Source organism: Flavobacterium sp. (assembly GCF_965657075.1).
Taxonomy (GTDB): Bacteria; Bacteroidota; Bacteroidia; order Flavobacteriales; family Flavobacteriaceae; genus Flavobacterium.
In genome coordinates, this window is the sequence record NZ_CBFHMV010000004.1 from 61,758 (window position 1) to 85,678 (window position 23,921).

A 23,921-nucleotide genomic window follows, 5' to 3' on the forward strand; every position below is an offset into this window, starting at 1 on the left:
AAGCCCGTAAAGGAAAAACAAAATGATTTTGTTGTGAAAAAATTGCGACTTAAGAAGCACATTTTTTTGCTTACAAAATTTTTGTTTTTCCTGCGGACTTGTAATGCACAGCTGGATTAGCTTCTAATTGAATTAATCGTTGTGTACATGATGTACTTCAAACATATTAGGAACATTATTAGCCATTATATTTTGAACTTTAACGCCACCCATTACATCTAATGCTTCGGAAAAATTAATTTTTGTAGTTCCGTCAACAATAGTTTTTAAATCTGCCATGATGTGTACTAATGGTGTTATAGAAGTTCTAACTAATGCTTGATCAGGAAAATCTAAATTTATTTCTGAATAGTTATATACATCTCCTGTTTTTCCTGTGTGCACTCTATAGTTAGCATCCGTTTGAGTGTTTGTAGTTACTGTGCCTTCAAACTTTACAAACTTGTAACCTGCAGCCCAAGTCCAAGTCATTCCCAATGCTTGAGCATCCGACCACATAGTTCCTTGTCCATCCACACCAGAATTAAATTGTTCTTGGTCTACACCAATACCAAATTTTATTTTAGTGTAATTTCCGGCTGGAATATTGGGTAAATTGATGATTGTACTTGCTGCATTAGCTTCATTTACAAAAAAGTAGCTTTCGTTTTTTGGCACACTGTAAGTTGAACCGTCTTCTTTAGTTAGAACAATATTACTCACAATATAAATGGCATTATTTGCTTTAATTTTTTCACCATTAGAATTGGTATATTCAGTGTTAAATGCAAAATCGGCATCTCCATAAACATTATCAAATTCTAGTTTTAAGTTTCCATTACCAGAAACGTTATTTGCAATAGTGTCATCGTTTGAACATGAAGTAAAAGCAAGTGTTGCAACCACAGCGATTGCTATATTTTTTAATTGAAATTTCATTTTTTTAGTATTAATTTTTAAACATGTATTTATAATTTGAATTTTTTTTTCAAATTATAAGAGGTAAAAGACTTGTTGAATTAAAAATTCTTTTGTTTTAAGAATAATTAATTCAATCTAAAGTTAATAAATTAGCACTTAGTTGTTGGAGGATGAAAAATAGATGTTGTAACTTCAGAATGATATAAATTTTGATAAAATGAATTAGGCTCATTTGCCTCAAAATTTAAAAAAGCAGTTGCATTATAATTTGAAATAGATTCGCAAAAAAGAACTTCAATTTCAAATTTAAAGGTTTGTTTTTTATCTGAATTTAATGGTTTTTCATTTTCATAAGCTTGCGCTAATTCTTTAGCTAAATGACATTTACCATTACACTTTAATTGAGGTTTTTCAATATTTTCGCATAATTGAGTAGAAATATATTCATAATTAATCACATAATCCAAAACCGGTAAAACAGGTTTGATTAGCATAAAAGTGATTATAATGAATAGTATTTTTTTCAATTTTTTATTTTATTTTTTGCAAAATTAGGAATTAAATTTTTTAATAAGCATTAATTTTATTTTTTTTCATGTAACAATGGTTACAATAAAATCATTTGGTTTAGACTTACTTTGTTGGAATTAAATTTTGTATTAATGAATAAATTATTATTAATTTCAATGGCTTTGCTCTTTCTTTCTTGCAATAAAAAAAATGAAAGTTATACAGATGTTGAAAACGAAAACAAACCACTAGACACTATTAATCACAACGGAAAAAAATTGATGGAAACCCATTGCTACGTTTGTCATAGTCCTACAGCAAAAGAAAATGAAGGTAGAATTGCTCCTCCAATGATAGCAGTAAAGTCTAGATATTTAATGGAATATGATTTGAAAGAAGATTTTGTTAATGCAATTGTAGCCTTTGCAGAAAACCCGAATAAGGATGACGCCATGATGCATGGAGCTTTGAAGAAATTTGGTGTAATGCCTAAACAAGTTTTTCCTGAAAATATTGTAGCTCAAATTGCTGATTTTATGTATGATTATCAAATTGAAGAACCAACGTGGTTCAAAGAACATTGGGAAGGACACGGAAATGACAATTGGACACAACCAGGCAAAAAAGTTGTTGTAGTGGAAAAACAAAAAACCTATGAAGAAATAGGTTTGGAATATGCGCTTTCTACCAAAAAATTATTAGGTCAAAATTTAATGGGAACCATTCAAAAGAAAGGAACATTAGAGGCTTTAGCTTTTTGTAATATTCAAGCGATGCCTTTGACTGATAGTATGTCTTTAAAATACAGCGCAACGATTAAGCGAGTTTCAGATAAAAACCGAAATTCAAATAACAAGGCAAATGCAGAAGAATTAGTTTATTTATCACAATTCAAAAAAGATATTACAGATAAGAAAGAATCTAAACCTGTAGTAGTGGATAACGGTGATAAAGTGCAATTTTATTACCCTATTCCAACCAATACGATGTGTTTGCAATGTCACGGAAAAACAGAAAATATCAAGCCAGAAGTTCTAAAAAAAATTAAAGCTTTATATCCAGCAGACTTAGCCATTGGTTATGGAGAAAATGAAGTTAGAGGAATTTGGAGTATTACATTCAATAAATAAAATGACTAAAAAAGGATACATCATCACTGGAATCGGAATAGTAATAGGATTAATTTCAGGTTATACTTATTATCATTTTGTTGGTTGTGCTTCAGGAACTTGTGCAATCACTTCTAAGCCTTTAAATAGCTCACTTTATGGTGGTTTGTTAGGAGGTTTATTATTTAATATGTTTGTAAAAGAAAAAAAATAGTATATTTGAAACAATATTACAACCAAAAATAAGTTATAAATTTAAATACATATATCATGAAAAAAACCTTATCAATCTTAGCATTCGCTTTATTGTTTTCAGTAGGAGTTAACGCTCAAGAACCAAAGAAAGCTAAAAAAGAAAAAGCAAAAACAGAAAAAGCATCTTGTTCCAAAGAAGAAAAAAAATCTTGTGGATCAGAAGCAAAAGGGTCTTGTTGTTCTTCTAAAAAAGCGGATACTAAAAAAGCAGAAGCAAAAAAAGAAGATTAATTTCTATTTAAAATACTACTAAGCCACTGAATTAAAGTGGCTTTTTTTATGAACACAAGTTAAAAAAGAATATGTAACGCTTGTTACTTAGTAAGAACCAAAAATTAGATAATTTTGTTTCAATAAAAAAAAGAAGTCATGGATGTTGAAATATTAGCAAGAATTCAGTTTGCGTTTACTATTGCCTTTCATTATATCTATCCACCTCTAAGTATTGGAATAGGTTTAATTATGGTTATTATGGAAGGTTTGTATTTAAAAACTGGAAATAAAGAATACGAAGTTCTAACTCGTTTTTGGTTGAAAATTTTCGCAATAACTTTTGGAATAGGTGTTGCAACAGGAATTATCATGGAGTTTGAATTCGGAACCAATTGGGCAGTTTATTCAAAATATGTGGGTGATATTTTTGGAAGTGCTTTGGCAGCAGAAGGGTTATTCGCTTTCGGATTAGAAAGTACTTTTCTAGGAATTCTAATTTTTGGATGGAATAGAGTTTCTCCAAAAGTCCACTTTATATCTACAATTGGAGTTTTTTTAGGCTCCATGTTTTCTGCCGTTTGGATTGTGGTTGCGAATAGTTGGCAACAAACACCAGCAGGTTATCATATTGTCGGAGAAGGTTTCAATGCTCGTGCAGAAGTGACCGATTTTTGGGCTATGGTTTTTAATCCATCTAGTGTCGATAGAATTATTCATGTTTGGCAAGGTGCCTTTTTAGCAGGTGCTTTCATGGTTTTGAGTGTTCATGCTTATTATATCAGAAAGGGTAGATATGTTGAATTATCGAAAAGAGCTTTCAAAATCGCATTGGTTGTGGCAACTGTAGTTTCTTTTTCTCAATTGCTTTCTGGACATAGTTCTGCTGACGGTGTAGCTAAAAATCAACCTGCAAAATTAGCAGCTATGGAGGGACATTATGAAAAATCAGCTCCAGCAGATTTATATCTTTTAGGTTGGGTAGATAATGAAAATCAAAAGGTAACAGGTTTAGGATTGCCTGGTGGATTATCTTTTTTAGTACACCAAGATTTTAAAGCTCCAATAACAGGTTTGAATGCTTTTCCTGAAGAAGATAGACCAAGTCAGGTGAATGCAGTTTTTCAATTTTATCACATCATGATATCTATTGGAATGTTTTTAATCGCCTTAACGTTTTATGCTAGTTTCTTATGGTGGAAAGGCAAATTGTTTGAAACCAAATGGATCATGTGGATTTTTTCTTTTTCAGTAATTTTACCTCAAATTGCTAATCAAGTCGGTTGGTTTGCTGCTGAAATGGGAAGGCAACCGTGGATTGTTTACGGACATTTGAGAACAAGTGAAGGTTTTTCGCAAGAAGTTTCAGCCAATCAAATTGTATTTTCATTAGTATTGTTTACAGTAGTTTATACACTATTGTTGCTTTTATTTTTATATTCCTTAAATAAAAAAATAAAACATGGCCCTTATGATGAAGCTAAAAATGCCTTAGAAATTATTTAAATCAAGAAACATGGAAACATTTTTAGGTATAGATTATCCAACGCTTTGGTATCTAGTTGTAGGATTATTATTTTCAGGTTATGCTATTTTAGAAGGCTTTGATTATGGTGCAGGTGCATGGCATTTATTTTTTAAAAAAGATTTAAGTAGAAGAATTGCCATCAATGCCATTGGACCACTTTGGGATGCCAATCAAGTTTGGTTGATTATTGGAGGAGGAGCTTTATTTGCAGGATTTCCAGTTATGTATGCAACCATGTTATCGGCAATGTATATTCCATTTATGTTGTTTTTGATGCTATTGGTTTTGCGTTCATCAGCTATAAAATTTAGAAGTGCCGAAGAAATGCTTTGGTGGCGAAAAACTTGGGATATCATTTACTTTATATCCAATGTGCTAATTGCATTTTTATTGGGAGTAGTTTTAGGCAATGTATTACAAGGCTTTGAATTAGCGGAAAATCATAGTTATCAAGGAGGAATCTTCTTCGCTTTTTTGAGTCCTTATGCTATAATGACTGGATTTACAACCTTATCCATATTCATGACACAAGGAGCCATTTTTTTACTACTAAAAACAGAAGGAAGATTGCATGCTAGACTAACATTCTTATTAAAAAAAGGAATGATTTTCTTTATTGTTAGTTTTTCTATCACCTCATTATACACTTTAATTTATATTCCAGGTGTGACCGATAATTTTAAAAATAATCCAATATTTTTTATTTTACCTATATTATCATTTTTAGCGGTTGCCAATATTCCTAGATTGGTATCTAAAAAGAAGTATTTTCAGGCATTGATTTTTTCTTCTTTAACGATGGCTTTTTTACTTATGTTAGTTGCTTTTCAACTTTATCCCGTATTATTACCATCAACCATTCATCCAGATTATAGTGTAACGATTTACAATGCTGCTTCTTCTCAAAAATCATTAGGTATCATGTTAACGATAGTTTTAATTGGAAGTCCATTGCTAGCTGGTTATTTTATTTTTCTTTATAAAACATTTTATGGAAAAGTCAAGCTGGATGATACCAGTTATTAAAATTCAAAAGTGTCTTTTTTAAGGCACTTTTTTTATGTAACAAATGTTGCTGTGGTACAGGAAGATAACTACTAAATTTGACTTATTAAACTAATTAAGATGTCAAAAATAGTAATATTAGGTGCTGGAATTTCAGGTCATACTGCAGCTGCACATTTAAGAAGAAAATTAGGAAAGGAACATGAAGTTCTTGTAGTTTCTCCTAATCGAAATTACCAATGGGTTCCTTCCAATATTTGGGTTGGAATTGGTAGAATGAAGGCTAAACAATTAATTTTTCCCTTAGAACCTTTATACAAAAGAAAAGGAATCAGTTACAAACAAGCTAAAGTAGTTTCTTTTCATCCAGAAGGAAATAAAACAGAAGAAAAACCATTTGTAGCAGTAGAATATGTGTTTGGAGAAAAAAAAGGCACACAAGAAAATGTTACTTATGATTATTTAATCAATGCAACCGGACCAAAATTAGCTTTCGATATGACAGAAGGTTTAAATCCTGGACATAACAAAGCTTATTCCGTTTGTACTTATGATCATGCAGAACATGCTTGGCACGGATTAAAAGAACTAATTGATCAACTAAAAACTTCCGATAAAAAAGCAAAAATTCTTATTGGAACGGGTCATGCTAAAGCAACTTGTCAAGGAGCCGCTTTTGAATATATTTTAAATGTTGAAAAAGAGTTGGTCAGACATGGTGTTAGAAACAAAGTAGAAATGACATGGATTTCCAACGAAAAGGACTTAGGAGATTTCGGAATGGACGGCATGTTGATGGATTACAATGGTTTTAACATGAAATCCAAAGACATGATTGAAATGATTTTTGAAGACAGAGGCATTAAATGGATTTTAGGTGCTGGTGTCAACAAAATAGAAGATGGAATAGCACATTATGAAAATCTAGAAGGTGAATTCAAATCTGAAGAATTTGATTTTGCCATGTTAATTCCAGCTTTTTCAGGTCACGGATTCAAAGCATACGATAAAAATGATGCAGATATTACCGATAAATTATTCAAAGGATTTATGATTGTAGATGCAGATTATTCTCCAAAGCCTTACGAAGAATGGACGGTTCAAGATTGGCCAGAAACGTATCAAAATCCATCCTATAAAAATATTTTTGCTCCTGGAATTGCCTTTGCACCACCACATTCTATTTCAAAACCAAGAAAAAGTAAAAACGGAACCGATATTTTTCCATCACCACCAAGAACAGGAATGCCTTCTGGAATTACAGCAAAATTAGTAGCTGATAATATCATTGATTCTATAAAAGAAGGAAAAGAATCCTTACATCATAAAGGTTCATTAGGAAATATGGGAGCAGCCTGTATCGCTTCTGCTGGTTTTGGAATGACAAAAGGAAGTGGTGTAAGCATAACAACATACCCAATTGTTCCTGATTATAAAAAATATCCAGAAACTGGTGGAAGAGACATTAACAAAACATTCGGAGACATAGGTTTAGCTGGACATTGGGTAAAATTGGCTTTACATTATGCCTTCATTTACAAAGCAAAAATGAAACCTTTTTGGTGGTTAATTCCTGAATAATTTTAGAGAAAATAGAAAATAGAAAAGATGAAATTAATCTATTTTCAACCATCAACCATCAACTCAAAACCTAAAAAAAATGACACAAAGAATATCAAAATCACAACATGCAAAAATGCAAAATCCTATAATACAGTTTTTTAAATTTTTCTATTTAAATTTTAGAATCTTAAAAATTGTAGCTGGTGGACATGGAGGAACCAGATAACATATCATCTCCATAATGATGATAGTTTAGTTTTATTGGTTAGTATTGAGGCTGTTTAATTTGAAGTAAGCAGCCTCTTTCTTTTTCTAAGTAACTCTTGTTACATTTAAGTGTAACTCTTGTTACCAAACGCTCTTTTTTCTCAAAGTACATTTGCTACAAATAAAAATACAACTATGAACAATAAATCAATAGTAACTTTCTTTGGAATCTTTGTCCTAGCTTTTTCAGCTTCAGCACAAGATACCATTGCTATTTCTAAGAAAGAAATTTTAGAAAAAGTAAACGATGCTAATTTACAAATCAAAATTGCGAAAGAAAATGCGGCTTCAGCAAAAGCAGATTACAATCAATCCAATTCCTTGTTTTTGCCAAGTATTTCTGCTTCTCACACTGCCATTTCTACAACCAATCCTTTGATGGCTTTTGGTTCTAAATTGAATCAAGAAATTTTAACAGCTTCCGATTTTAATCCAGCTTTGTTGAATGATCCAGCAAAAACTAAAAATTTTGCCACTAAAATTGAAGTACTACAACCCTTAATTAATGCTGATGGTTTTTACGGGAGGCAAGCTGCCAAGTCTAAAATGGAAGCTTTTCAATTACAAACTGAAAGAACCAAAGAATATTTGCAATTAGAAGTTGATAAATCTTTTATGCAATTGCAACTGGCTTACAAAGCAGTTGAAGTTTTAGAAAAAGCCAATAGTACAGCTCAAGCTAACTTGAAATTAGTTGAAAATTATGCTAAACAAGGAATGTTACAAAAAACAGATTTACTTTCTGTGCAAGTTCGTGTAAATGAAGTTGCCAATCAGTTACAATATGCTAAATCGAATGTGCAAAATGCATCTGATTACTTAGCTTTTTTATTGAACGAAGATAATACAAACAAAGTTTTCAAACCTATTGAAGATATTGAAAATGTAATTGAAATTTCAGCTTTCGAAACTAAATTAATTTCCAATAGAAAAGACATTTTAGCAATGGACAAATCTGTGGAAGCTTATGGAAAAATGACACAAATGAATAAAATGAGTTTCTTACCAAGGTTAAATGCATTTGGAAGTTATGAATTATATGATACGCAAATTTTTCAAACAGGAGCAAAAGGATATACCATTGGAGCTCAATTGTCTTGGAGTGTTTTTGATGGCTACAAAACTATTGGTAAATACCAAAAAGCAAAAGCAGATTATGACAAAGCACAAACGGAAAGCCAACAATACAAAGCGCAAAGTCAGTTGGAATTAAACAAAACCAATCGACAATTGTTAGATGCAGAAAATAAAGTAAATCTTTCAAAATTAGCTTTAGAACAATCTCAAGAAGCTTATCGTATTCGTTCAAATCGTTTCAAAGAAGGTTTAGAAAAAACAACCGATTTATTAAATTCAGAAACGCTACAATTTCAAAAAGAACTAGAATATCTACAAGCCGTTTTTGAATATAATTTTACCAAGAAGTATTTAGAATTTTTAACCCAATAAGAAGAAAGAAACAAGAAAAAAGAAACAAGAAGAAAGAAAAAAGAAAAATTGTAAGATTTCTCAAATTTCTCAAATCTGTGTTCCCAAAAAATAAAATTATCAAAATGAAAAAAATAGCAATCCTAACACTTTCAACTCTTTTCCTAATCTCATGTGGTGGTGAAAAGAAAAACGAAATCGCAACGGAAACTCCAATTACCGTAAAAGTAAGCGGAACAACCGAAAATGATAACAGTCCATTCGTAACAGCCAGTGGAAAAATTGAATCACAAAATAGTGCCAATGTAAGCACAAGAATGATGGGTTATGTTACCAAAGTCCATGTAAAAATGGGACAAAAAGTAAGTCAAGGTCAATTACTAGTTAGCATCAATAACACCGATTTGCAAGCCAAGAAAGCACAAGTTGATGCTTCGATTTTACAAGCAACTGCTGGTTATAATAATGCCAAAAAAGATTATGAAAGATTCCAAGCTTTATTTGCACAACAAAGTGCTTCACAAAAAGAATTGGACGATATGACTTCGCGTTATGAAATGGCAAAAGCAGGTTTAGAAGGAGCCAAACAAATGCGTAACGAAGTTATGGCTCAATTTTCTTATGCTAATATTACAGCACCATTTTCTGGAGATGTTACTAATACGTTTGTAAAAGAAGGTGATATGGCCAACCCAGGAATGCCTTTAGTAAGCGTGGAAGGAAACGGAATAATGCAAGTGATGGCAATGGTTTCTGAGGGAGATATAACTTCCATTAAAAACGGAATGCCTGTTACGGTTTTAGTAAAATCTTCCAACAAACAATTAAAAGGAAAGGTTAGTGAAGTTAGCGGTTCAGCAACAAACACAGGTGGACAATATTTAGTAAAAATCAATTTAGAAAAAACGGATAATAAAGTACTTTCAGGAATGTTTGTCAATGTTCAATTTCCTATTGAAAAACCTAAAGCAAAAACAGAAACTACAAAATCAGATAAAATTTTAGTACCTGAATCAGCCTTAGTAAAGCAAGGTCAATTAACTGGAATTTACACAGTAAGCAACAATGTAGCCATTCTACGTTGGATTAGAATCGGAAAATCATTCGGAAATCAAGTAGAAGTTTTATCAGGATTATCAACAGATGAAAAATACATCATTTCAGCTGAAGGAAAATTATATAACGGAGTAAAAGTTAGTGTTCAGTAATTAGTTTTTAGTATTCAGTCATAGTTCTCAGTTTGCAACAACTTGAAACTAAAAAAACTAAAAAAAACTTTTAAACAAAAAATTATGCAAGAAGGTATTTCAGGTAAAATAGCCCATTTTTTCATCAACTCAAAATTGACCATTTTATTAATGGTAGGTTTGATGATTATTGGTGTATATAGTTCGTTCTTAATTCCTCGTGAAGAAGAACCACAAATCAATGTTCCAATGGCCGATGTAATGATTGGTTATCCAGGAGCAAGTCCAGCAGAAGTAGAAAGTAGAGTGATTAAACCACTCGAAAAAGTATTATCAAACATCAAAGGAGTAGAGCATTTACATAGTATGGCTATGAATGGTCAAGCGATGATAATTGTACAGTTTTATGTAGGAGAAGATTCAGAACGCTCGTATGTAAAATTATACGATGAGTTGATGAAAAACGAAAACATTTTCCCAAATGGAGTATATAAACCAATGGTAAAAACACGTTCTATTGACGATGTTCCTATGTTGGGATTAACCCTTTGGAGTGAAACATTGAATGATTTCGAAATTCGTCAAATTGCTGAAGAAGTAACTTCTGAAATTGAAAAAGTAAAAGATGTTGCCATTACCAAAGAAATTGGAGGAAGAACTCGCGAACTTAAAGTAATTTTAGACAAAGATAAAATGGCCGAAAATGGAGTAGATGCTCTTGGAATTATGCAAATGATTCAAGCCAATAATGGTAGTTCGCAATCAGGAAGTTTTGTAAATAATGACCAAGAATATTTAATCACAACAGGGGAGTTTTTGTCAACTTCAGAAGATGTGGAAAATTTAGTAGTAGGTGTCAATGCCAATATGCCAGTGTATTTAAAGCAGGTAGCTACAATTCAAGATGGACCAGCGACTTTGAAAAGTTATGTGTCTTTTGGATATGGAAAAGCCAATGAAAAATACAGTCAAAATAAATCAGAATATCCAGCCGTTACGATTTCAGTAGGAAAAGTTAAAGGAGCTGATGCGATGAAAATTTCAGACAAAATCCTTGAAAAAGTAGAAGGTTTAAAGAAAACATTAATCACTGATGATGTGCATGTTGCTGTTTCTAGAAATTACGGAGAAACGGCTTCTCACAAAGTAGGAGAATTATTAATGCACCTTGGAATTGCCATTATAGCTGTAACACTTTTAGTCATGTTGGCTATGGGTTGGCGTGGTGGATTAGTAGTATTCTTTTCTGTTCCTTTAACGTTTGCCTTGACCTTGTTTGCTTACTACATGTTAGGTTATACGTTAAATAGAATCACACTTTTCGCTTTAGTTTTTGTAGTAGGAATTGTGGTGGATGACAGTATTATCATTGCAGAAAACATGCACCGTCATTTTAAAATGAAGCGATTGCCTTTCAAACAAGCAGCTATTTTTGCGATTAACGAAGTAGGTAATCCAACTATTTTAGCAACGTTTACAGTAATTGCTGCAATTCTTCCAATGGCTTTCGTATCAGGAATGATGGGGCCATATATGAGTCCAATGCCAATTGGTGCTTCTATTGCCATGTTACTTTCGTTGTTTGTAGCTTTAACGGTTACGCCTTATTTGGGTTACCATTTATTACACGAAAAAGAGGAACAAGAACATAAAGCCGAACAAGGATTAGAAACGTCTTGGATTTATAGAATGTACAATAAATTAGAACGACCATTTTTGGATAATTCTACCAAAAGAAGATTAATATTAGGACTAACAGTTGTTTTGTTAGCTGGTTCCGTATTGATGTTTTTTACAAAATCGGTTTTAGTAAAAATGTTACCTTTTGATAACAAAAATGAATTTCAGGTAGTAATTGATATGCCTGAAGGAACAACGTTAGAAAGAACTTCTGCCGTTACTCAAGAAATTGCTCAATATTTAACTACTATTCCAGAAGTGGTGGATTATCAAAATTACATTGGAACTTCAGCACCTATTACGTTTAACGGATTGGTTCGTCATTATGATTTGCGTGGTGGAAGCAATATGGCAGATATTCAAGTAAATTTATTACACAAAGAAGATAGAGATTTACAAAGTCATGATATTGCTAAAATTGTTCGTCCAGAAGTGCAAAAAATAGCCAAAAAATATGGTGCGAATGTAAAAATTATTGAAGTTCCACCTGGACCACCAGTTCTTTCAACTTTAGTTGCCGAAATTTATGGACCTGATTACAAACAGCAAATTGAAGTGGCTAATCAAGTAAAAGGAATTTTAGAAAAAACTACAGATATCGTTGATGTGGATTGGATGACAGAAGACAATCAAGTGGAATATACATTAGCAGTAGATAAAGAAAAAGCCATGCTTAACGGAATTGCTCCTCAACAAGTAGTTGGAAATTTAACCTATTTGTTAAAGGAATATCCAGTTTCGACTTTGTATGATGAAAATTCTAATAACAGCGTCGGAATTGTTCTTTCACTAGATGATAAAGACAAAACATCATTGCAAGACATTCAAAACCTAAAAATTAAAGGAAATCGTGGCAACGTAGTTCCAGTTTCTGATATTGTGAAAGTTGTAGAAGGTAATTTACAAAAAACTATTTACAGAAAAGACCAAAAAAGAGTAGTTTATGTAACGGCTGATATGGCTGGAAATCTGGAAAGTCCTGTGTATGCTATTTTGGGAATGAATGAAGAATTGCAAAAAATGAAGTTGCCTGCAGGATATAAAGTCAACGAATTGTATATGGAACAACCATCTGATGAAAGTGATTTCACCGTAAAATGGGATGGAGAATGGCAAATTACTTTAGAAGTTTTCCGTGATTTAGGAATTGCTTTTGGAGTGGTAATCGTTATCATTTATATGTTGATTGTAGGTTGGTTCCAAAACTTCAAAACGCCAATGGTAATGATGATGGCTATTCCACTTTCATTAGTTGGAATTGTATTTGGACACTGGTTATTAGGAGCTTATTTCACAGCAACTTCATTTATTGGAATGATTGCTTTAGCAGGAGTAATGGTGCGAAATTCCGTCTTGCTGATTGACTTTATTGAAATTCGATTAAACGACGGAATTCCTTTAAAACAAGCGATTATTGAAGCTGGAGCTGTAAGAACAACACCTATTTTACTAACAACAGGTGCAGTAGTTATTGGAGCAGTAATCATCCTTTTTGACCCAATTTTCCAAGGTTTAGCGATTTCGTTAGTTTTCGGAGCGATTGTTTCAACGATTTTAACATTGATTGTTGTACCGATAATTTACTATATCGTTGAACGAAAAAAATGGGATAAAAAAGAAAAAGTAATTGAAGAGAATGCTAACGAATCTACTATTTAAGAATTATGAAATTACTAATAATAACCGCAATAAAAGAGTTTGAAAAAGATATTATTCAACAATTAAATAAAGCAAAAGTCTTGACATTTTCATATAAAGATGTTATAGGATATCGCGATAATACAGAAGATGCATTCGAATCCAATTGGTTTTCTAGTGAAATGAATAAAACAGATTCGTTGTTGTTTTATGCTTTTGTAAAAAAAGAAAATGTGGATTTACTATTTGAATCTATAAATGATTTTAATGCCAAGCAAAAAACACTTTCGCATATTCATATTGCAGTAATAAATATTGAAAAATCAAATTAAAAAACGGAAAAAATGATAAATAGAATAATAAGAGCAATAGCTGGAACTTTTATAATACTAAGCGTACTTTTAGGCATGTATGTAAATGAAAATTGGTATTGGTTCACCATTTTTGTTGGAGCCAATTTATTACAATCATCCTTTACAAAATGGTGTTTGATGGAAAATATTCTTAGAAAAATTTTTAAAATAAAAGATTAATTTTAAAACAGAAATAATTAGAGAAAACGCCATTAATTAGATTTAATGGTGTTTTTATTGTAAAGAGTATTCAAAATGTTTATTTACTCTCTTTTTTTAATAATACTAACAGCTGTGCCAGTAATAGTTACAGTAACGTAATTACTTGCTGTGAGTTCAACTTCAACATTTATTCCTACAACAGCATTAGCATTTAATTTTTCAGCATTCTCTTTTAATTGAGTAAAAGCTTGTTCTTTAACTTCAGAAATACTTTCGCTAATTGCAGCATAGTATTTTTCCATGTTGAAAGTCATTTTCATTTTTTGAATATTTACTGCAGTTCCGGAAACGATGCCTCTATATTCTAAAATTTTATAATCTTCTACGCTATTGGTTGTTGTTAAAATCATAATAATAGTTTTTATTGTTAAGTTTATTTGTTAGTCTGTTAATCTGATTTTTTGTTACTATTTTTTTAATTTTAAAAGCTATTTTCAGCTTTGCAACTTTCTAACTTTATGCTATCTTTGCAACTTATCAAAATCACAAACCATTATGTTTAATAATTTAACAGATAAATTAGATAAAGCGTTTCATATATTAAAAGGTCACGGAAAAATTACCGATGTCAATGTTGCCGATACCTTAAAAGAAGTTCGTCGTGCTTTATTAGATGCCGATGTTAACTTTAAAATTGCTAAAGATTTTACTACCAAAGTAAAAGAAAAAGCAATAGGACAAAACGTATTAACCAGCTTGCAACCAGGTCAATTATTGGTAAAAGTAGTCAAAGACGAATTAACCGAATTAATGGGTGGTGAAGTTGCTGGTGTAAATTTATCAGGAACTCCATCTGTGATTTTAATGTCAGGTTTACAAGGTTCTGGTAAAACAACTTTCTCAGGAAAATTAGCCAATTACCTAAAAACTAAAAAAGGGAAAAAACCATTATTAGTGGCTTGTGATATTTATCGTCCTGCGGCAATTAATCAGTTGCACGTAGTCGGAGATCAAATAGGTGTTGAAGTATATTCTGAACCAGAAAATAAAAATCCAGTTGAAATTGCTCAAAACGCCATCAAACACGCGAAAGCAAATGGATTTAATGTTGTTATTGTCGATACAGCTGGTCGTTTAGCAGTGGATGAGCAAATGATGAACGAAATTGCTGACGTTCATAAAGCCATCCAACCACAAGAGACATTGTTTGTAGTGGATGCCATGACAGGTCAAGATGCTGTGAATACTGCAAAAGCGTTCAACGATAGACTAAATTTTGATGGAGTTATCCTTACGAAATTAGATGGTGATACTCGTGGTGGAGCTGCTATTTCTATTAAATCTGTAGTTAATAAACCTATTAAATTTATTGGTACAGGTGAAAAAATGGATGCAATTGATGTGTTCTATCCTTCACGTATGGCTGATAGAATTTTAGGAATGGGAGATGTTGTTTCTCTTGTGGAAAGAGCTCAAGAGCAATACGATGAAGAAGAAGCAAGAAAATTACAAAAGAAAATTGCTAAAAATGAATTTGGTTTTGACGATTTCTTAACACAAATTCAGCAAATTAAGAAAATGGGTAGCATGAAAGACTTGGTTGGAATGATACCAGGTGCTGGAAAAGCTATGAAAGATGTCGAAATTGAAGATGATGCTTTCAAACATATCGAAGCTATAATTCATTCTATGACACCAACTGAAAGAAGTAAACCATCTTTAATTGATGTAAAAAGAAAAAATAGAATTGCTAAAGGTTCAGGGACAAAAATTGAACAAGTCAACCAATTGATGAAACAATTTGACCAAATGAGCAAAATGATGAAGATGATGCAAGGTAGTGGAGGCAAAAACATGATGCGAATGATGCAAGGCATGAAAGGCATGAAATAATATAAAGACGCGTTTTATCGCGTCTTTTTTTTAGATAAAATTACAAACAACTAACTACAAAAATCCAACAGATTCTGAAATTCAGAATAAACAACACACACAAAATGATTTTATTAGACGGTAAAAAAGTATCAGAAGATATTAAAAACGAAATTACAGCTGAAGTTGATAAGATGAAAGCTAATGGTGAAAAAGTACCTCATTTAGCAGCTGTAATTGTGGGAAATGATGGAGCAAGTTTAACTTACGTTGGAAGCAAAGTAAGAGCTTGCGAAAGAGTAGGTTTTGAATCTACTTTAGTTAAAATGCCAAGCACAACTTCGGAGACAGAATTGCTTAAAAAAATTAAAGAGCTAAATCAAGACGACAATATTGATGGATTTATAGTTCAGTTACCTTTGCCAGAGCAAATTGATACTCAAAAAGTATTAATGGCTGTTGATCCAAGTAAAGATGTTGATGGGTTTCATCCTGAGAATTTTGGTAAAATGGCTTTAGATATGACCACTTTTATTCCAGCAACACCTTTTGGAATTTTGGAATTATTAGAGCGTTATAATGTGGAAACCAAAGGAAAACATACGGTTGTAATTGGTCGTAGTCACATTGTTGGTCGTCCTATGAGTATTTTGATGGGAAGAAAAGGTTTCCCAGGAAATTCTACTGTTACATTGACGCACAGTCATACTAAGAACATAAATCAAATTACAAGTCAAGCCGATATTATCATCACTGCATTAGGAGTTCCAAATTACTTAAAAGCCGAAATGGTTAAAGACGATGTAGTAATTGTTGATGTTGGAATTACACGTGTTGCTGATGAAACTACTGAAAAAGGATACATAATAACTGGTGATGTTGATTTTGAAAATGTCTCTAAAAAAGCTTCATACATAACGCCAGTTCCTGGTGGAGTAGGTCCAATGACTATTGCCATGTTATTGAAAAATACTTTGTTAGCTAGAGAACAAAGAAAAGCATTGAATTCCTAATAAAATTGAAAGTATAGAGTTTCACAAATTAGCATTAATTTTAATGTAAATTTGTGAAATTTCTATTTATAATTGTTGCCTTATAAATGAAAATAATTCAAGCCTCAAAATCTCAATTGCCAATAATTAGAGATTTAGCTTATCAAATTTGGCCTTCAGCTTATGCTCAAATTTTATCAAAAGCTCAATTGAACTTTATGTTAGATAAATTCTATAGTTTAGAAGCTTTAACCGGACAATTAGAAGAGCGAAAACATACTTTTTTATTGATTGAAAATGAGGATAAAGTGGTTGGATTTGCTTCTTATGAATTGAATATTGAAAATTACAAAACTAAGATTCACAAAATATATGTTTTGCCAGAAACGCAAGGAAAAGGTTTTGGTAATCAGTTAATTAGCGAAATTGAAAAAAAGGCACTAGAGGCAAAAAATATGCTTTTATTTTTAAACGTAAATCGATTTAATAAGGCTCAATATTTTTATAAAAAATTAGGTTTCGAAATTGCTTATGAAGAAGATATTGAAATTGGTAACGGTTATTTGATGGAAGATTTTGTAATGGAGAAAAACATAGCAATATAGTTTTATAACTTCTTATTATTAAATTCCGTTTGCTCTATTTTTTCATAAAATTCTATAGGCAAATCATCTGGGTCTGATGTGAAAGTGAATCGTTTGTTGGTAATTTCATCAATTCTAATGGGTTCAACTTCAAGTTTGTGCCTGATTAAATGATTGATGACGATTTCTAAATTATCAACTTCAAACGCTAAATGTCTTAAGCCTGTTGCTTCTGGTTTAGAAGGTCTTTTTGGAGGATTTGGAAATGAAAATAATTCCAAACAATAATTTCCATGAAGCGCTAAATCTAATTTGTAGGATTCTCGTTCCACTCTATAAGTCTCGTTTATTATTTCTAAACCAAGAATTTCAGTATAAAACCTTTTAGAAATTTCATAGTTAGAACATATAAGAGCGATATGATGAATTTTGTTAAGCATCATCTTTTTTTAATTTCTCAATTTTACTACTTGATTCTTTTTTTAATTTAAGAGATTTGAATGGACAAAATTTTTTCAGTTCTTTCTTCTAAATCATGAAATTCAATTTATTTTTTCTTGAAAATCTTTGTTGGCGTAGCTCTTTGTCCTGGAATATTACGATCAACTTTAGGTAAACTTGCTTCTTCAGTTTTACTAGAAGGTTCAATGAGTTGATTTAATTGAAGAATTTCAGTATCAGTTAAATCTCTAAATTTTCCTACAGAAACATCTAATGAGATATTTATGATTCGTGTTCTTTTTAATGAAACTACTTCATAATCTAAATACTCACACATTCTACGAATTTGACGATTCAATCCTTGAGTTAGGATAATTCTGAAAACGGTTTTACTGATTTGTTCTACCTTGCATTTTCGGGTTAAAGTATCTAAAATCGGAATTCCATTGGCCATTCTTTGAATAAAACGTTCCGTAATTGTTTTATTTACAGTAACGATGTATTCTTTTTCATGGTTGTTTCTAGCGCGAAGAATTTTATTCACAATATCACCATCATTAGTCATAAATATCAAACCTTCACTGGCTTTGTCCAAACGTCCAATGGGAAAAATTCGTTCTGGATAATTAATATAATCTACAATATTATCTCGAACACTTTGATTGGTAGTGCATTCAATCCCAACAGGTTTATTAAAGGCTAAATAAATTCTTTTCTCAGTATTTTCATTAATCAAAATACCATCAACTCTAACTTCGTCTTTAGAAGTTATTTTGGTACCCATTTCAGGAACAACACCATTAATAGTGACTCTTCCTTGATCAATTAATTTATCGGCTTCTCTTCGAGAACAATAGCCTGATTCTGATAAAAATTTGTTGATTCGTGTAGCGTTTTCTTCCATAAAGCAAAGATAGGAAATAGAATTATGAATTGTTAATTATGAATTGTGAATTTCTAAGCAGTGACAACTTATCTATTTTGAAGTTGCAACTTAAAGTTTTAAAGATATTTGCAAAGTTCACAAAGCATTAACGAAAACTAAGAAAAGTTGAACGAATTTTAAACCAAGGGAATTCTATAATTCTGAATGTTTAATAAAAGAGATTCACTAAACGACAAATTGTTTAAAAAAAAAATCCCGATTTTCATCGGGATTTGTATTACATTTTTGCAAAAAGCTTTTCCATTTTTTCTTTTTCCTCTTCGGCTAACATGCTATCTACAAGAATTCTTCCGCTATGTTCGTCAGTGATGATTTTTTTTCTACCAGCAATTTCCATTTGAACTTGAGGTGGAATTGTAAAAAATGATCCTGCAGATGCTCCACGTTCAATCGCTACAACAGCCATTCCATTTCTCACGTTATTTCTGATTCTGTTGTAAGCGCTTAAAAGTCTGTCTTCAATTTTCTTTTGATATTCCGCCGATTTTTCCTTTAAAAAAGTTTCCTCTTTTTCAGTTTCAGATAAAATAGCATCTAATTCAGATTTTTTGTGCTTCAAGTGAGTAGCTTTAGTTTCTAATCTTTCTTTTGATTGATCAATAACTTCTTTTTTGTGCTCCATTGAAGCTTTCATTTCTTTAATATGCTTTTCAGATAATTGAATTTCTAATTCTTGAAACTCTATTTCTTTAGCTAAAGAATTGAATTCTCTATTGTTGCGAACATTTTTTTGTTGTTCTGTATATTTTTTAATTGAAGCAGTATGATTATCAATGGCAATTTTTTTCCCTTTGATTTTTTCTTCAATGTCTTCTAATTCAGTATTTAATTTTTCTAAACGAGTTGTTAAACCAGCTACTTCGTCTTCTAAATCTTCTACTTCTAAAGGCAATTCGCCTCTTACGTTTCTGATTTCGTCAATTTTAGAATCTATAAGTTGTAAGGCATATAATGCTCTTAATTTGTCTTCAACACTTAATTCTTTTGTAGTTGCCATATTTTAAAAGTACTTAACAGGATTTGTATTTTCTTGCGATAAAATGATTGCAAAATTAGTGATTTTTTCTTTAAGATAATCAACAATATAGTTTTTTGTAAATCTTTCACTTTCAAAATGACCAATATCAGCCAATAAAATGCTGTTTTCAGCTTCATAAAATTGATGATATTTCAAATCTGAAGTAACATAAGCGTCTGCTCCTGAGTTAATTGCGTTTTTTATGGCATAACTTCCAGAACCGCCTAGTACTGCTACTTTTTTAATTGGTTTTCCTAACAAATTACTGTGTCTAATGCCTTTACAATCTAGTTTTTCTCGAATTAATTGTAAAAATTCGGCTTCAGAAAGTTCCTTTTCCAACAAACCAACTCTACCTAAGCCAATATTTTGATGCTCATTTTCCAAATTATAAATTTCATAGGCTACTTCTTCATACACATGATTGGAGAATAATGCTTTTAGTATTTTAGATTCTAAATGACGTTCAAAAGTGACTTCAATTTTAATTTCTGGTGCTTCTACAAATTCAAAGCGTTCTCCAATTTCAGGAGAACTGTCTTCATTTCCCATGTAAGTTCCAATGCCATGACTGTTGAAACTGCAATCTTCATAATTACCAATTTGACCTGCACCAGCTTCAAATAAAGCATTTCTTAGTGTTACAACATTTTCAGAAATGGTATAGGTGACTAATTTTTTTATATAGTTTTGTTTTGGAATTAAAACTTTTGAATCCTTAATGCCCAAAGCATCACAAAATATTTTGTTTACACCGTTTTTATGGTTGTCTAAAGCTGTATGAACTGCATAAATGGCTATGTCATTTTTAATGGCTTTAATGACAGCCCTTTCTACATAATTTTTTCCTGTAATTTTTTTTAAACCACTAAATAAAATGGGATGAAAGCAAACCACCAAATTGCATTTTTTTGAAATAGCTTCATCAATAACTTCTTCCAAAGCATCATGACAAACTAAAACACCTGTTAAATTATTATTAGCGTCTCCAACCAACAATCCTACATTGTCAAAACTTTCGGCATAACCCAAAGGAGCCATATCTTCTAAAATTGCTAGTGTGTCTTTGATTTTCATGAAAATTTTATTTTGTGTTAACAAAGTAACGAATAATCATTTCAAGATAAAAATTAGAGCTAAAAAAAGTGTATTTTCGTATTATGAATATTTTACGAAAACTACTTCTTCCATTCGCACTAATTTATTGGTTGGTGACTTACCTTAGAATTTTTTTTTATGACAAGAGATTTTTTAAAAGTAAATCTTTTACTATTCCTGTAATTGCTGTTGGTAATTTAAGTGTTGGCGGTACAGGAAAATCTCCTCAAATTGAATATTTAATACGATTGTTATCTGATAAATACCAAGTAGCAACTTTGAGTCGTGGTTACAAAAGAAGTACCAAAGGTTTTGTTTTGGCTGATAAAAATGCTACTGCGAAAACACTTGGCGACGAACCTTTTCAGTTTTATACAAAATATCCTAAAACCATTGTAGCTGTTGATGAAAATAGAGCAGAAGGCATAGAAAAATTACTAAATTTAGACGTAAAACCTGATGTTATTCTTTTAGATGACGCTTTTCAACATCGAAAAGTTAAAGCTGGATTTTATATTTTGTTAACTGCTTACGACGATTTGTTTTGTGATGATTTTATTTTGCCTTTTGGAAATTTACGAGAACCAAGTTTTGGAAAAAAACGGGCTGACATGATAATTGTCACGAAATGTCCTAAAGATATTGACGAACTTGCACAACAGCATATTAAAGCGAAATTGAAAGTATCTCAACCCGTTTATTTTACTTCAATAGCTTATGATGATTGTCTTTACAGTGAATCCGAACAATTTTTGGTTCAAAATAGTAAAAAGGAGCAAAAACTTGTGGTTGCAGGCATTGCTAAGCCAAGGCCATTTTTTGATTTTTTAGAAGCTAAAGCAGAAGAAACAATGGTTTTTTCAGATCATCATAATTTTGATGAAAAAGAGATTAATTCCATTGTAAATAAAGCAAAAAACTATAAAATAATCACAACTGAAAAAGATTTTGTTCGATTGAAAGGTTTGTTGCCCAAAGCACAATTGTTTTATTTACCCATTCAATCTCAGTTTTTAAATGCTGCAAATGATTTTGATGATAAAATTTTAAATTATGTGGAACAAAGTTCAAGAAACCGTTAGTTATATTCAAGCTAAAACAAATGATTATAAACCTAATTTTGGAATAATTTTGGGTAGTGGTTTAGGAGGTTTTTCAGAGGATATTCAAATAGAATTTACTTTAGATTATAAAGATATTCCTAATTTTCCTATTGCAACTGTTGAAGGTCATAAAGGTGCTTTATTATTTGGAACTATTGGAAATGTTAAAGTTGTGGCAATGCAAGGTCGTTTTCATTATTATGAAGGATATTCAATGCAAGAAATAACTTTTCCTGTACGTGTGATGCATGTTTTAGGAATTCAAAATTTAATCGTTTCTAATGCTTCTGGAGGTGTTAATTCGAGTTTTAAAGTTGGAGATGTTATGTTGATTAAAGATCATATTAACATGATGCCCGAACATCCTTTAAGAGGAACTAACGACAATCGTTTTGGATCAAGGTTTGTTAATATGAGCGAACCTTATTCGCGTCAAATGCTTTTAAAAGCAAAAGAAATAGCAAAAGAATTAAATATTAAGATTCAAGAAGGTGTTTATGTTGGTTTACAAGGACCCACTTTTGAAACTTTAGCTGAATATAAAATGATAAAAGCCATTGGTGGTGATTGCGTAGGAATGTCTACTGTTCCTGAAGTTATTGTTGCTAAACACATGAATATGAATTGCTTTGGAGTTTCTGTAATCACTGATATGGGTGATATAGAAAACATTGATGAAGTCAATCATGAAGAAGTTTTAAAAGCGGCCAAAAAAGCAGAACCACAGGTTAGAAATTTAATTAAAAATTTAATCTCTAATTATTAATTCAAATTGTTTTTTAAGGTTTCATAAAATTGACGTGTATCAATAGGTTTTGATGCAAAACCAGTTATTCCATTTTCTTTGTAATATTCTTTTTTTCTAAAATCATATTTTGTGAAAGCAATAATTGGAATTTTAGGATGACTTATTCTTATTTTTTTTGAAGGTAAATCTTCTAAGGTATCCGATAATTCTATAGCTAAAATTACCAAATCATAATTCTTGGTTTCCATAAGTTTTAAAGCTTCGTCTTCATTGTTTAATACATCACAATTGGCTTCATGTCTTTCAATTAATCGCTTTGTTATTTCTTGGCTTACAGGATTTTTTTCAATCAATACCATGTTTTTATCTTTTAGAAAAGTATAATCAAAGTCATTTTCTTCACAAAATTCATAATTGGTTTCCAATGGAATGTTTACAGTAAACTTACTTCCTTTATTAGGTTCACTTTCAAAAATAATAGATCCTTTTAATTTTTCTATGGTTTTCTTTATTAAATACAAACCCAATCCTTGATTTTTATTGGTTTCAATTGAGGTGTGGTAAGGATTAAAAATTAAATGTTGATTTTCTTTAGTAATTCCAATTCCGTCATCTTCAACAATTAGCTCTAAATTTACAGTTCTATCGGTTTTACTTAGTTGATTTATTGTTAAATTCACATTTCCGTTAGGAGCAAACTGAAGCGCATTTGCTACTAAATTAGATGTAATTTGGAAAAGAGAATTATTGTCAGAAACAAATATTAAAGGAACTTTTGGATCAATAGTAATGGTAAAATTTGTATTGTTTTTTGTAGCAATTTCAGAGGTAGATGCTTTAAGTTTTTCTATTAAATCTTTTAAAAAATATTCTTCATCGTTATTAAATTCTTCGGTATCAATAGTATTGTAATAGGCAATTTTTTGATTGATATTGGCTAATTCTAACAATTCATTTTGAATGTATAAGAAATTATTTTTATCGTTAATATTAACAAAATCAGTGGGAATACTCTTAGAAATAGAAGCTAAAGTATTAATTGTTTGCTTATTTTTTGCTAGAAATTTAGAATAAAAGTTGTTTTTTTGTTTGTTGAAATCGTGAAATAAAATCAGTTGATTGTTAATTTCATTATTTTGAGATTCTAACTTTTTAATCGTTTCAAGATTTGTTTTGTTTTTTCTGAAGTATAGTATTGAAAAAGCAACTAATATGGCAAACAATATAATACTTAAAACGCTAAATGTTACAACAGAAGACTCATCTTGGAGTATAGAAAGGGTATTAATTTTTAAAAAATTGATTATAAACATACTAAAATTAT

At 31.0% G+C, this 23,921-nt stretch carries 25 protein-coding genes; 17 read left to right on the forward strand and 8 right to left on the reverse strand.

The features are described 5' to 3' along the window. Positions 1 to 132 precede the first annotated feature (132 nt). Together ACTF56_RS04220 and ACTF56_RS04225 are read right to left on the reverse strand one after the other, a co-directional pair. Positions 133 to 918 (reverse strand): MbnP family protein, encoded by a 786-nt coding sequence (locus ACTF56_RS04220; RefSeq protein WP_438965665.1) that lies wholly within the window; start codon positions 916 to 918, stop codon positions 133 to 135. A gap of 131 nt (positions 919 to 1,049) precedes the next feature. Then, on the reverse strand, positions 1,050 to 1,427 hold the full coding sequence (locus ACTF56_RS04225; RefSeq protein WP_438965666.1) for a hypothetical protein: 378 nt from the start codon (positions 1,425 to 1,427) through the stop codon (positions 1,050 to 1,052). A gap of 135 nt (positions 1,428 to 1,562) precedes the next feature. Between ACTF56_RS04225 and ACTF56_RS04230 the strand changes: the two genes are divergently transcribed. From ACTF56_RS04230 to ACTF56_RS04285, 12 genes are all read left to right on the forward strand, one after another. Continuing rightward, positions 1,563 to 2,540 (forward strand): c-type heme family protein, encoded by a 978-nt coding sequence (locus tag ACTF56_RS04230; RefSeq protein WP_438965667.1) that lies wholly within the window; start codon positions 1,563 to 1,565, stop codon positions 2,538 to 2,540. A gap of 1 nt (position 2,541) precedes the next feature. Next, positions 2,542 to 2,733 (forward strand): DUF6132 family protein, encoded by a 192-nt coding sequence (locus ACTF56_RS04235; RefSeq protein ID WP_438965668.1) that lies wholly within the window; start codon positions 2,542 to 2,544, stop codon positions 2,731 to 2,733. Between the two features lie 56 nt (positions 2,734 to 2,789). Next, complete coding sequence (locus ACTF56_RS04240; RefSeq protein WP_438965669.1) at positions 2,790 to 3,005, forward strand: hypothetical protein; 216 nt, start codon at positions 2,790 to 2,792, stop codon at positions 3,003 to 3,005. A 138-nt stretch (positions 3,006 to 3,143) separates the two neighbouring features. Then, a complete protein-coding gene (locus tag ACTF56_RS04245; protein WP_438965670.1) occupies positions 3,144 to 4,490 on the forward strand; it encodes a cytochrome ubiquinol oxidase subunit I in 1,347 nt (448 codons plus the stop codon). A 10-nt stretch (positions 4,491 to 4,500) separates the two neighbouring features. Next, positions 4,501 to 5,538: a cytochrome d ubiquinol oxidase subunit II gene (gene cydB, locus ACTF56_RS04250; protein ID WP_438965671.1), complete on the forward strand. Its 1,038-nt coding sequence runs from the start codon at positions 4,501 to 4,503 to the stop codon at positions 5,536 to 5,538. Positions 5,539 to 5,637: 99 nt separating this feature from the next. Beyond that, positions 5,638 to 7,098 (forward strand): NAD(P)/FAD-dependent oxidoreductase, encoded by a 1,461-nt coding sequence (locus ACTF56_RS04255; protein ID WP_438965672.1) that lies wholly within the window; start codon positions 5,638 to 5,640, stop codon positions 7,096 to 7,098. A gap of 79 nt (positions 7,099 to 7,177) precedes the next feature. Further along, positions 7,178 to 7,306 carry a hypothetical protein gene (locus ACTF56_RS04260; RefSeq protein WP_339833713.1) on the forward strand — a complete coding sequence of 43 codons (129 nt, stop codon included), beginning with the start codon at positions 7,178 to 7,180 and terminating at the stop codon, positions 7,304 to 7,306. A 176-nt stretch (positions 7,307 to 7,482) separates the two neighbouring features. Next, positions 7,483 to 8,796, forward strand: a complete 1,314-nt coding sequence (locus ACTF56_RS04265; protein WP_438965673.1) for a TolC family protein — start codon at positions 7,483 to 7,485, stop codon at positions 8,794 to 8,796. Positions 8,797 to 8,900: 104 nt separating this feature from the next. After that, positions 8,901 to 9,983 carry an efflux RND transporter periplasmic adaptor subunit gene (locus ACTF56_RS04270; protein WP_438965674.1) on the forward strand — a complete coding sequence of 361 codons (1,083 nt, stop codon included), beginning with the start codon at positions 8,901 to 8,903 and terminating at the stop codon, positions 9,981 to 9,983. An 84-nt stretch (positions 9,984 to 10,067) separates the two neighbouring features. Then, the gene (locus ACTF56_RS04275) at positions 10,068 to 13,301 is read left to right on the forward strand and encodes an efflux RND transporter permease subunit (protein WP_438965675.1); all 3,234 of its coding nucleotides are present in this window, start codon (positions 10,068 to 10,070) and stop codon (positions 13,299 to 13,301) included. Positions 13,302 to 13,306: 5 nt separating this feature from the next. Further along, the gene (locus tag ACTF56_RS04280) at positions 13,307 to 13,612 is read left to right on the forward strand and encodes a hypothetical protein (protein ID WP_438965676.1); all 306 of its coding nucleotides are present in this window, start codon (positions 13,307 to 13,309) and stop codon (positions 13,610 to 13,612) included. Between the two features lie 12 nt (positions 13,613 to 13,624). Continuing rightward, on the forward strand, positions 13,625 to 13,813 hold the full coding sequence (locus ACTF56_RS04285; RefSeq protein ID WP_438965677.1) for a YgaP family membrane protein: 189 nt from the start codon (positions 13,625 to 13,627) through the stop codon (positions 13,811 to 13,813). Positions 13,814 to 13,896: 83 nt separating this feature from the next. Here ACTF56_RS04285 and ACTF56_RS04290 read toward each other — a convergent pair whose 3' ends face one another. Next, positions 13,897 to 14,205, reverse strand: coding sequence for a YbjQ family protein (locus ACTF56_RS04290; RefSeq protein WP_438965678.1), 309 nt, complete (start codon positions 14,203 to 14,205; stop codon positions 13,897 to 13,899). 145 nt (positions 14,206 to 14,350) lie between these two features. Between ACTF56_RS04290 and ffh the strand changes: the two genes are divergently transcribed. The 3 genes from ffh to ACTF56_RS04305 all read left to right on the forward strand — a co-directional run bounded on the left by ffh (position 14,351) and on the right by ACTF56_RS04305 (position 17,264). Then, a complete protein-coding gene (ffh, locus tag ACTF56_RS04295) occupies positions 14,351 to 15,688 on the forward strand; it encodes a signal recognition particle protein (protein WP_438965679.1) in 1,338 nt (445 codons plus the stop codon). 104 nt (positions 15,689 to 15,792) lie between these two features. Then, positions 15,793 to 16,680 carry a bifunctional 5,10-methylenetetrahydrofolate dehydrogenase/5,10-methenyltetrahydrofolate cyclohydrolase gene (locus tag ACTF56_RS04300; RefSeq protein ID WP_438965680.1) on the forward strand — a complete coding sequence of 296 codons (888 nt, stop codon included), beginning with the start codon at positions 15,793 to 15,795 and terminating at the stop codon, positions 16,678 to 16,680. An 86-nt stretch (positions 16,681 to 16,766) separates the two neighbouring features. Then, positions 16,767 to 17,264: a GNAT family N-acetyltransferase gene (locus ACTF56_RS04305; protein ID WP_438965681.1), complete on the forward strand. Its 498-nt coding sequence runs from the start codon at positions 16,767 to 16,769 to the stop codon at positions 17,262 to 17,264. Positions 17,265 to 17,266: 2 nt separating this feature from the next. On the opposite strand, the gene gloA2 is transcribed toward ACTF56_RS04305, so the two are convergent. The 4 genes from gloA2 to ACTF56_RS04325 all read right to left on the reverse strand — a co-directional run bounded on the left by gloA2 (position 17,267) and on the right by ACTF56_RS04325 (position 20,725). Further along, entirely contained in the window at positions 17,267 to 17,683 is a 417-nt protein-coding gene (gene gloA2, locus ACTF56_RS04310) for an SMU1112c/YaeR family gloxylase I-like metalloprotein (protein ID WP_438965805.1), read from the reverse strand. A 107-nt stretch (positions 17,684 to 17,790) separates the two neighbouring features. Next, complete coding sequence (gene rluF, locus ACTF56_RS04315; RefSeq protein ID WP_438965682.1) at positions 17,791 to 18,588, reverse strand: 23S rRNA pseudouridine(2604) synthase RluF; 798 nt, start codon at positions 18,586 to 18,588, stop codon at positions 17,791 to 17,793. Between the two features lie 259 nt (positions 18,589 to 18,847). Next, positions 18,848 to 19,627 (reverse strand): zinc ribbon domain-containing protein, encoded by a 780-nt coding sequence (locus ACTF56_RS04320; protein WP_438965683.1) that lies wholly within the window; start codon positions 19,625 to 19,627, stop codon positions 18,848 to 18,850. Between the two features lie 3 nt (positions 19,628 to 19,630). After that, the gene (locus ACTF56_RS04325; RefSeq protein ID WP_438965684.1) at positions 19,631 to 20,725 is read right to left on the reverse strand and encodes a Nif3-like dinuclear metal center hexameric protein; all 1,095 of its coding nucleotides are present in this window, start codon (positions 20,723 to 20,725) and stop codon (positions 19,631 to 19,633) included. Positions 20,726 to 20,808: 83 nt separating this feature from the next. Here ACTF56_RS04325 and lpxK point away from each other — a divergent pair, with 83 nt between their 5' ends. Beyond that, the gene (lpxK, locus tag ACTF56_RS04330; RefSeq protein ID WP_438965685.1) at positions 20,809 to 21,828 is read left to right on the forward strand and encodes a tetraacyldisaccharide 4'-kinase; all 1,020 of its coding nucleotides are present in this window, start codon (positions 20,809 to 20,811) and stop codon (positions 21,826 to 21,828) included. Beyond that, on the forward strand, positions 21,800 to 22,615 hold the full coding sequence (locus ACTF56_RS04335) for a purine-nucleoside phosphorylase (protein WP_438965686.1): 816 nt from the start codon (positions 21,800 to 21,802) through the stop codon (positions 22,613 to 22,615). Before lpxK ends, ACTF56_RS04335 begins: the two co-directional genes overlap by 29 nt. On the opposite strand, the gene ACTF56_RS04340 is transcribed toward ACTF56_RS04335, so the two are convergent. Then, positions 22,612 to 23,910: a hybrid sensor histidine kinase/response regulator gene (locus ACTF56_RS04340; RefSeq protein WP_438965687.1), complete on the reverse strand. Its 1,299-nt coding sequence runs from the start codon at positions 23,908 to 23,910 to the stop codon at positions 22,612 to 22,614. The genes ACTF56_RS04335 and ACTF56_RS04340 overlap by 4 nt on opposite strands. Between the last annotated feature and the right edge of the window lie 11 nt (positions 23,911 to 23,921).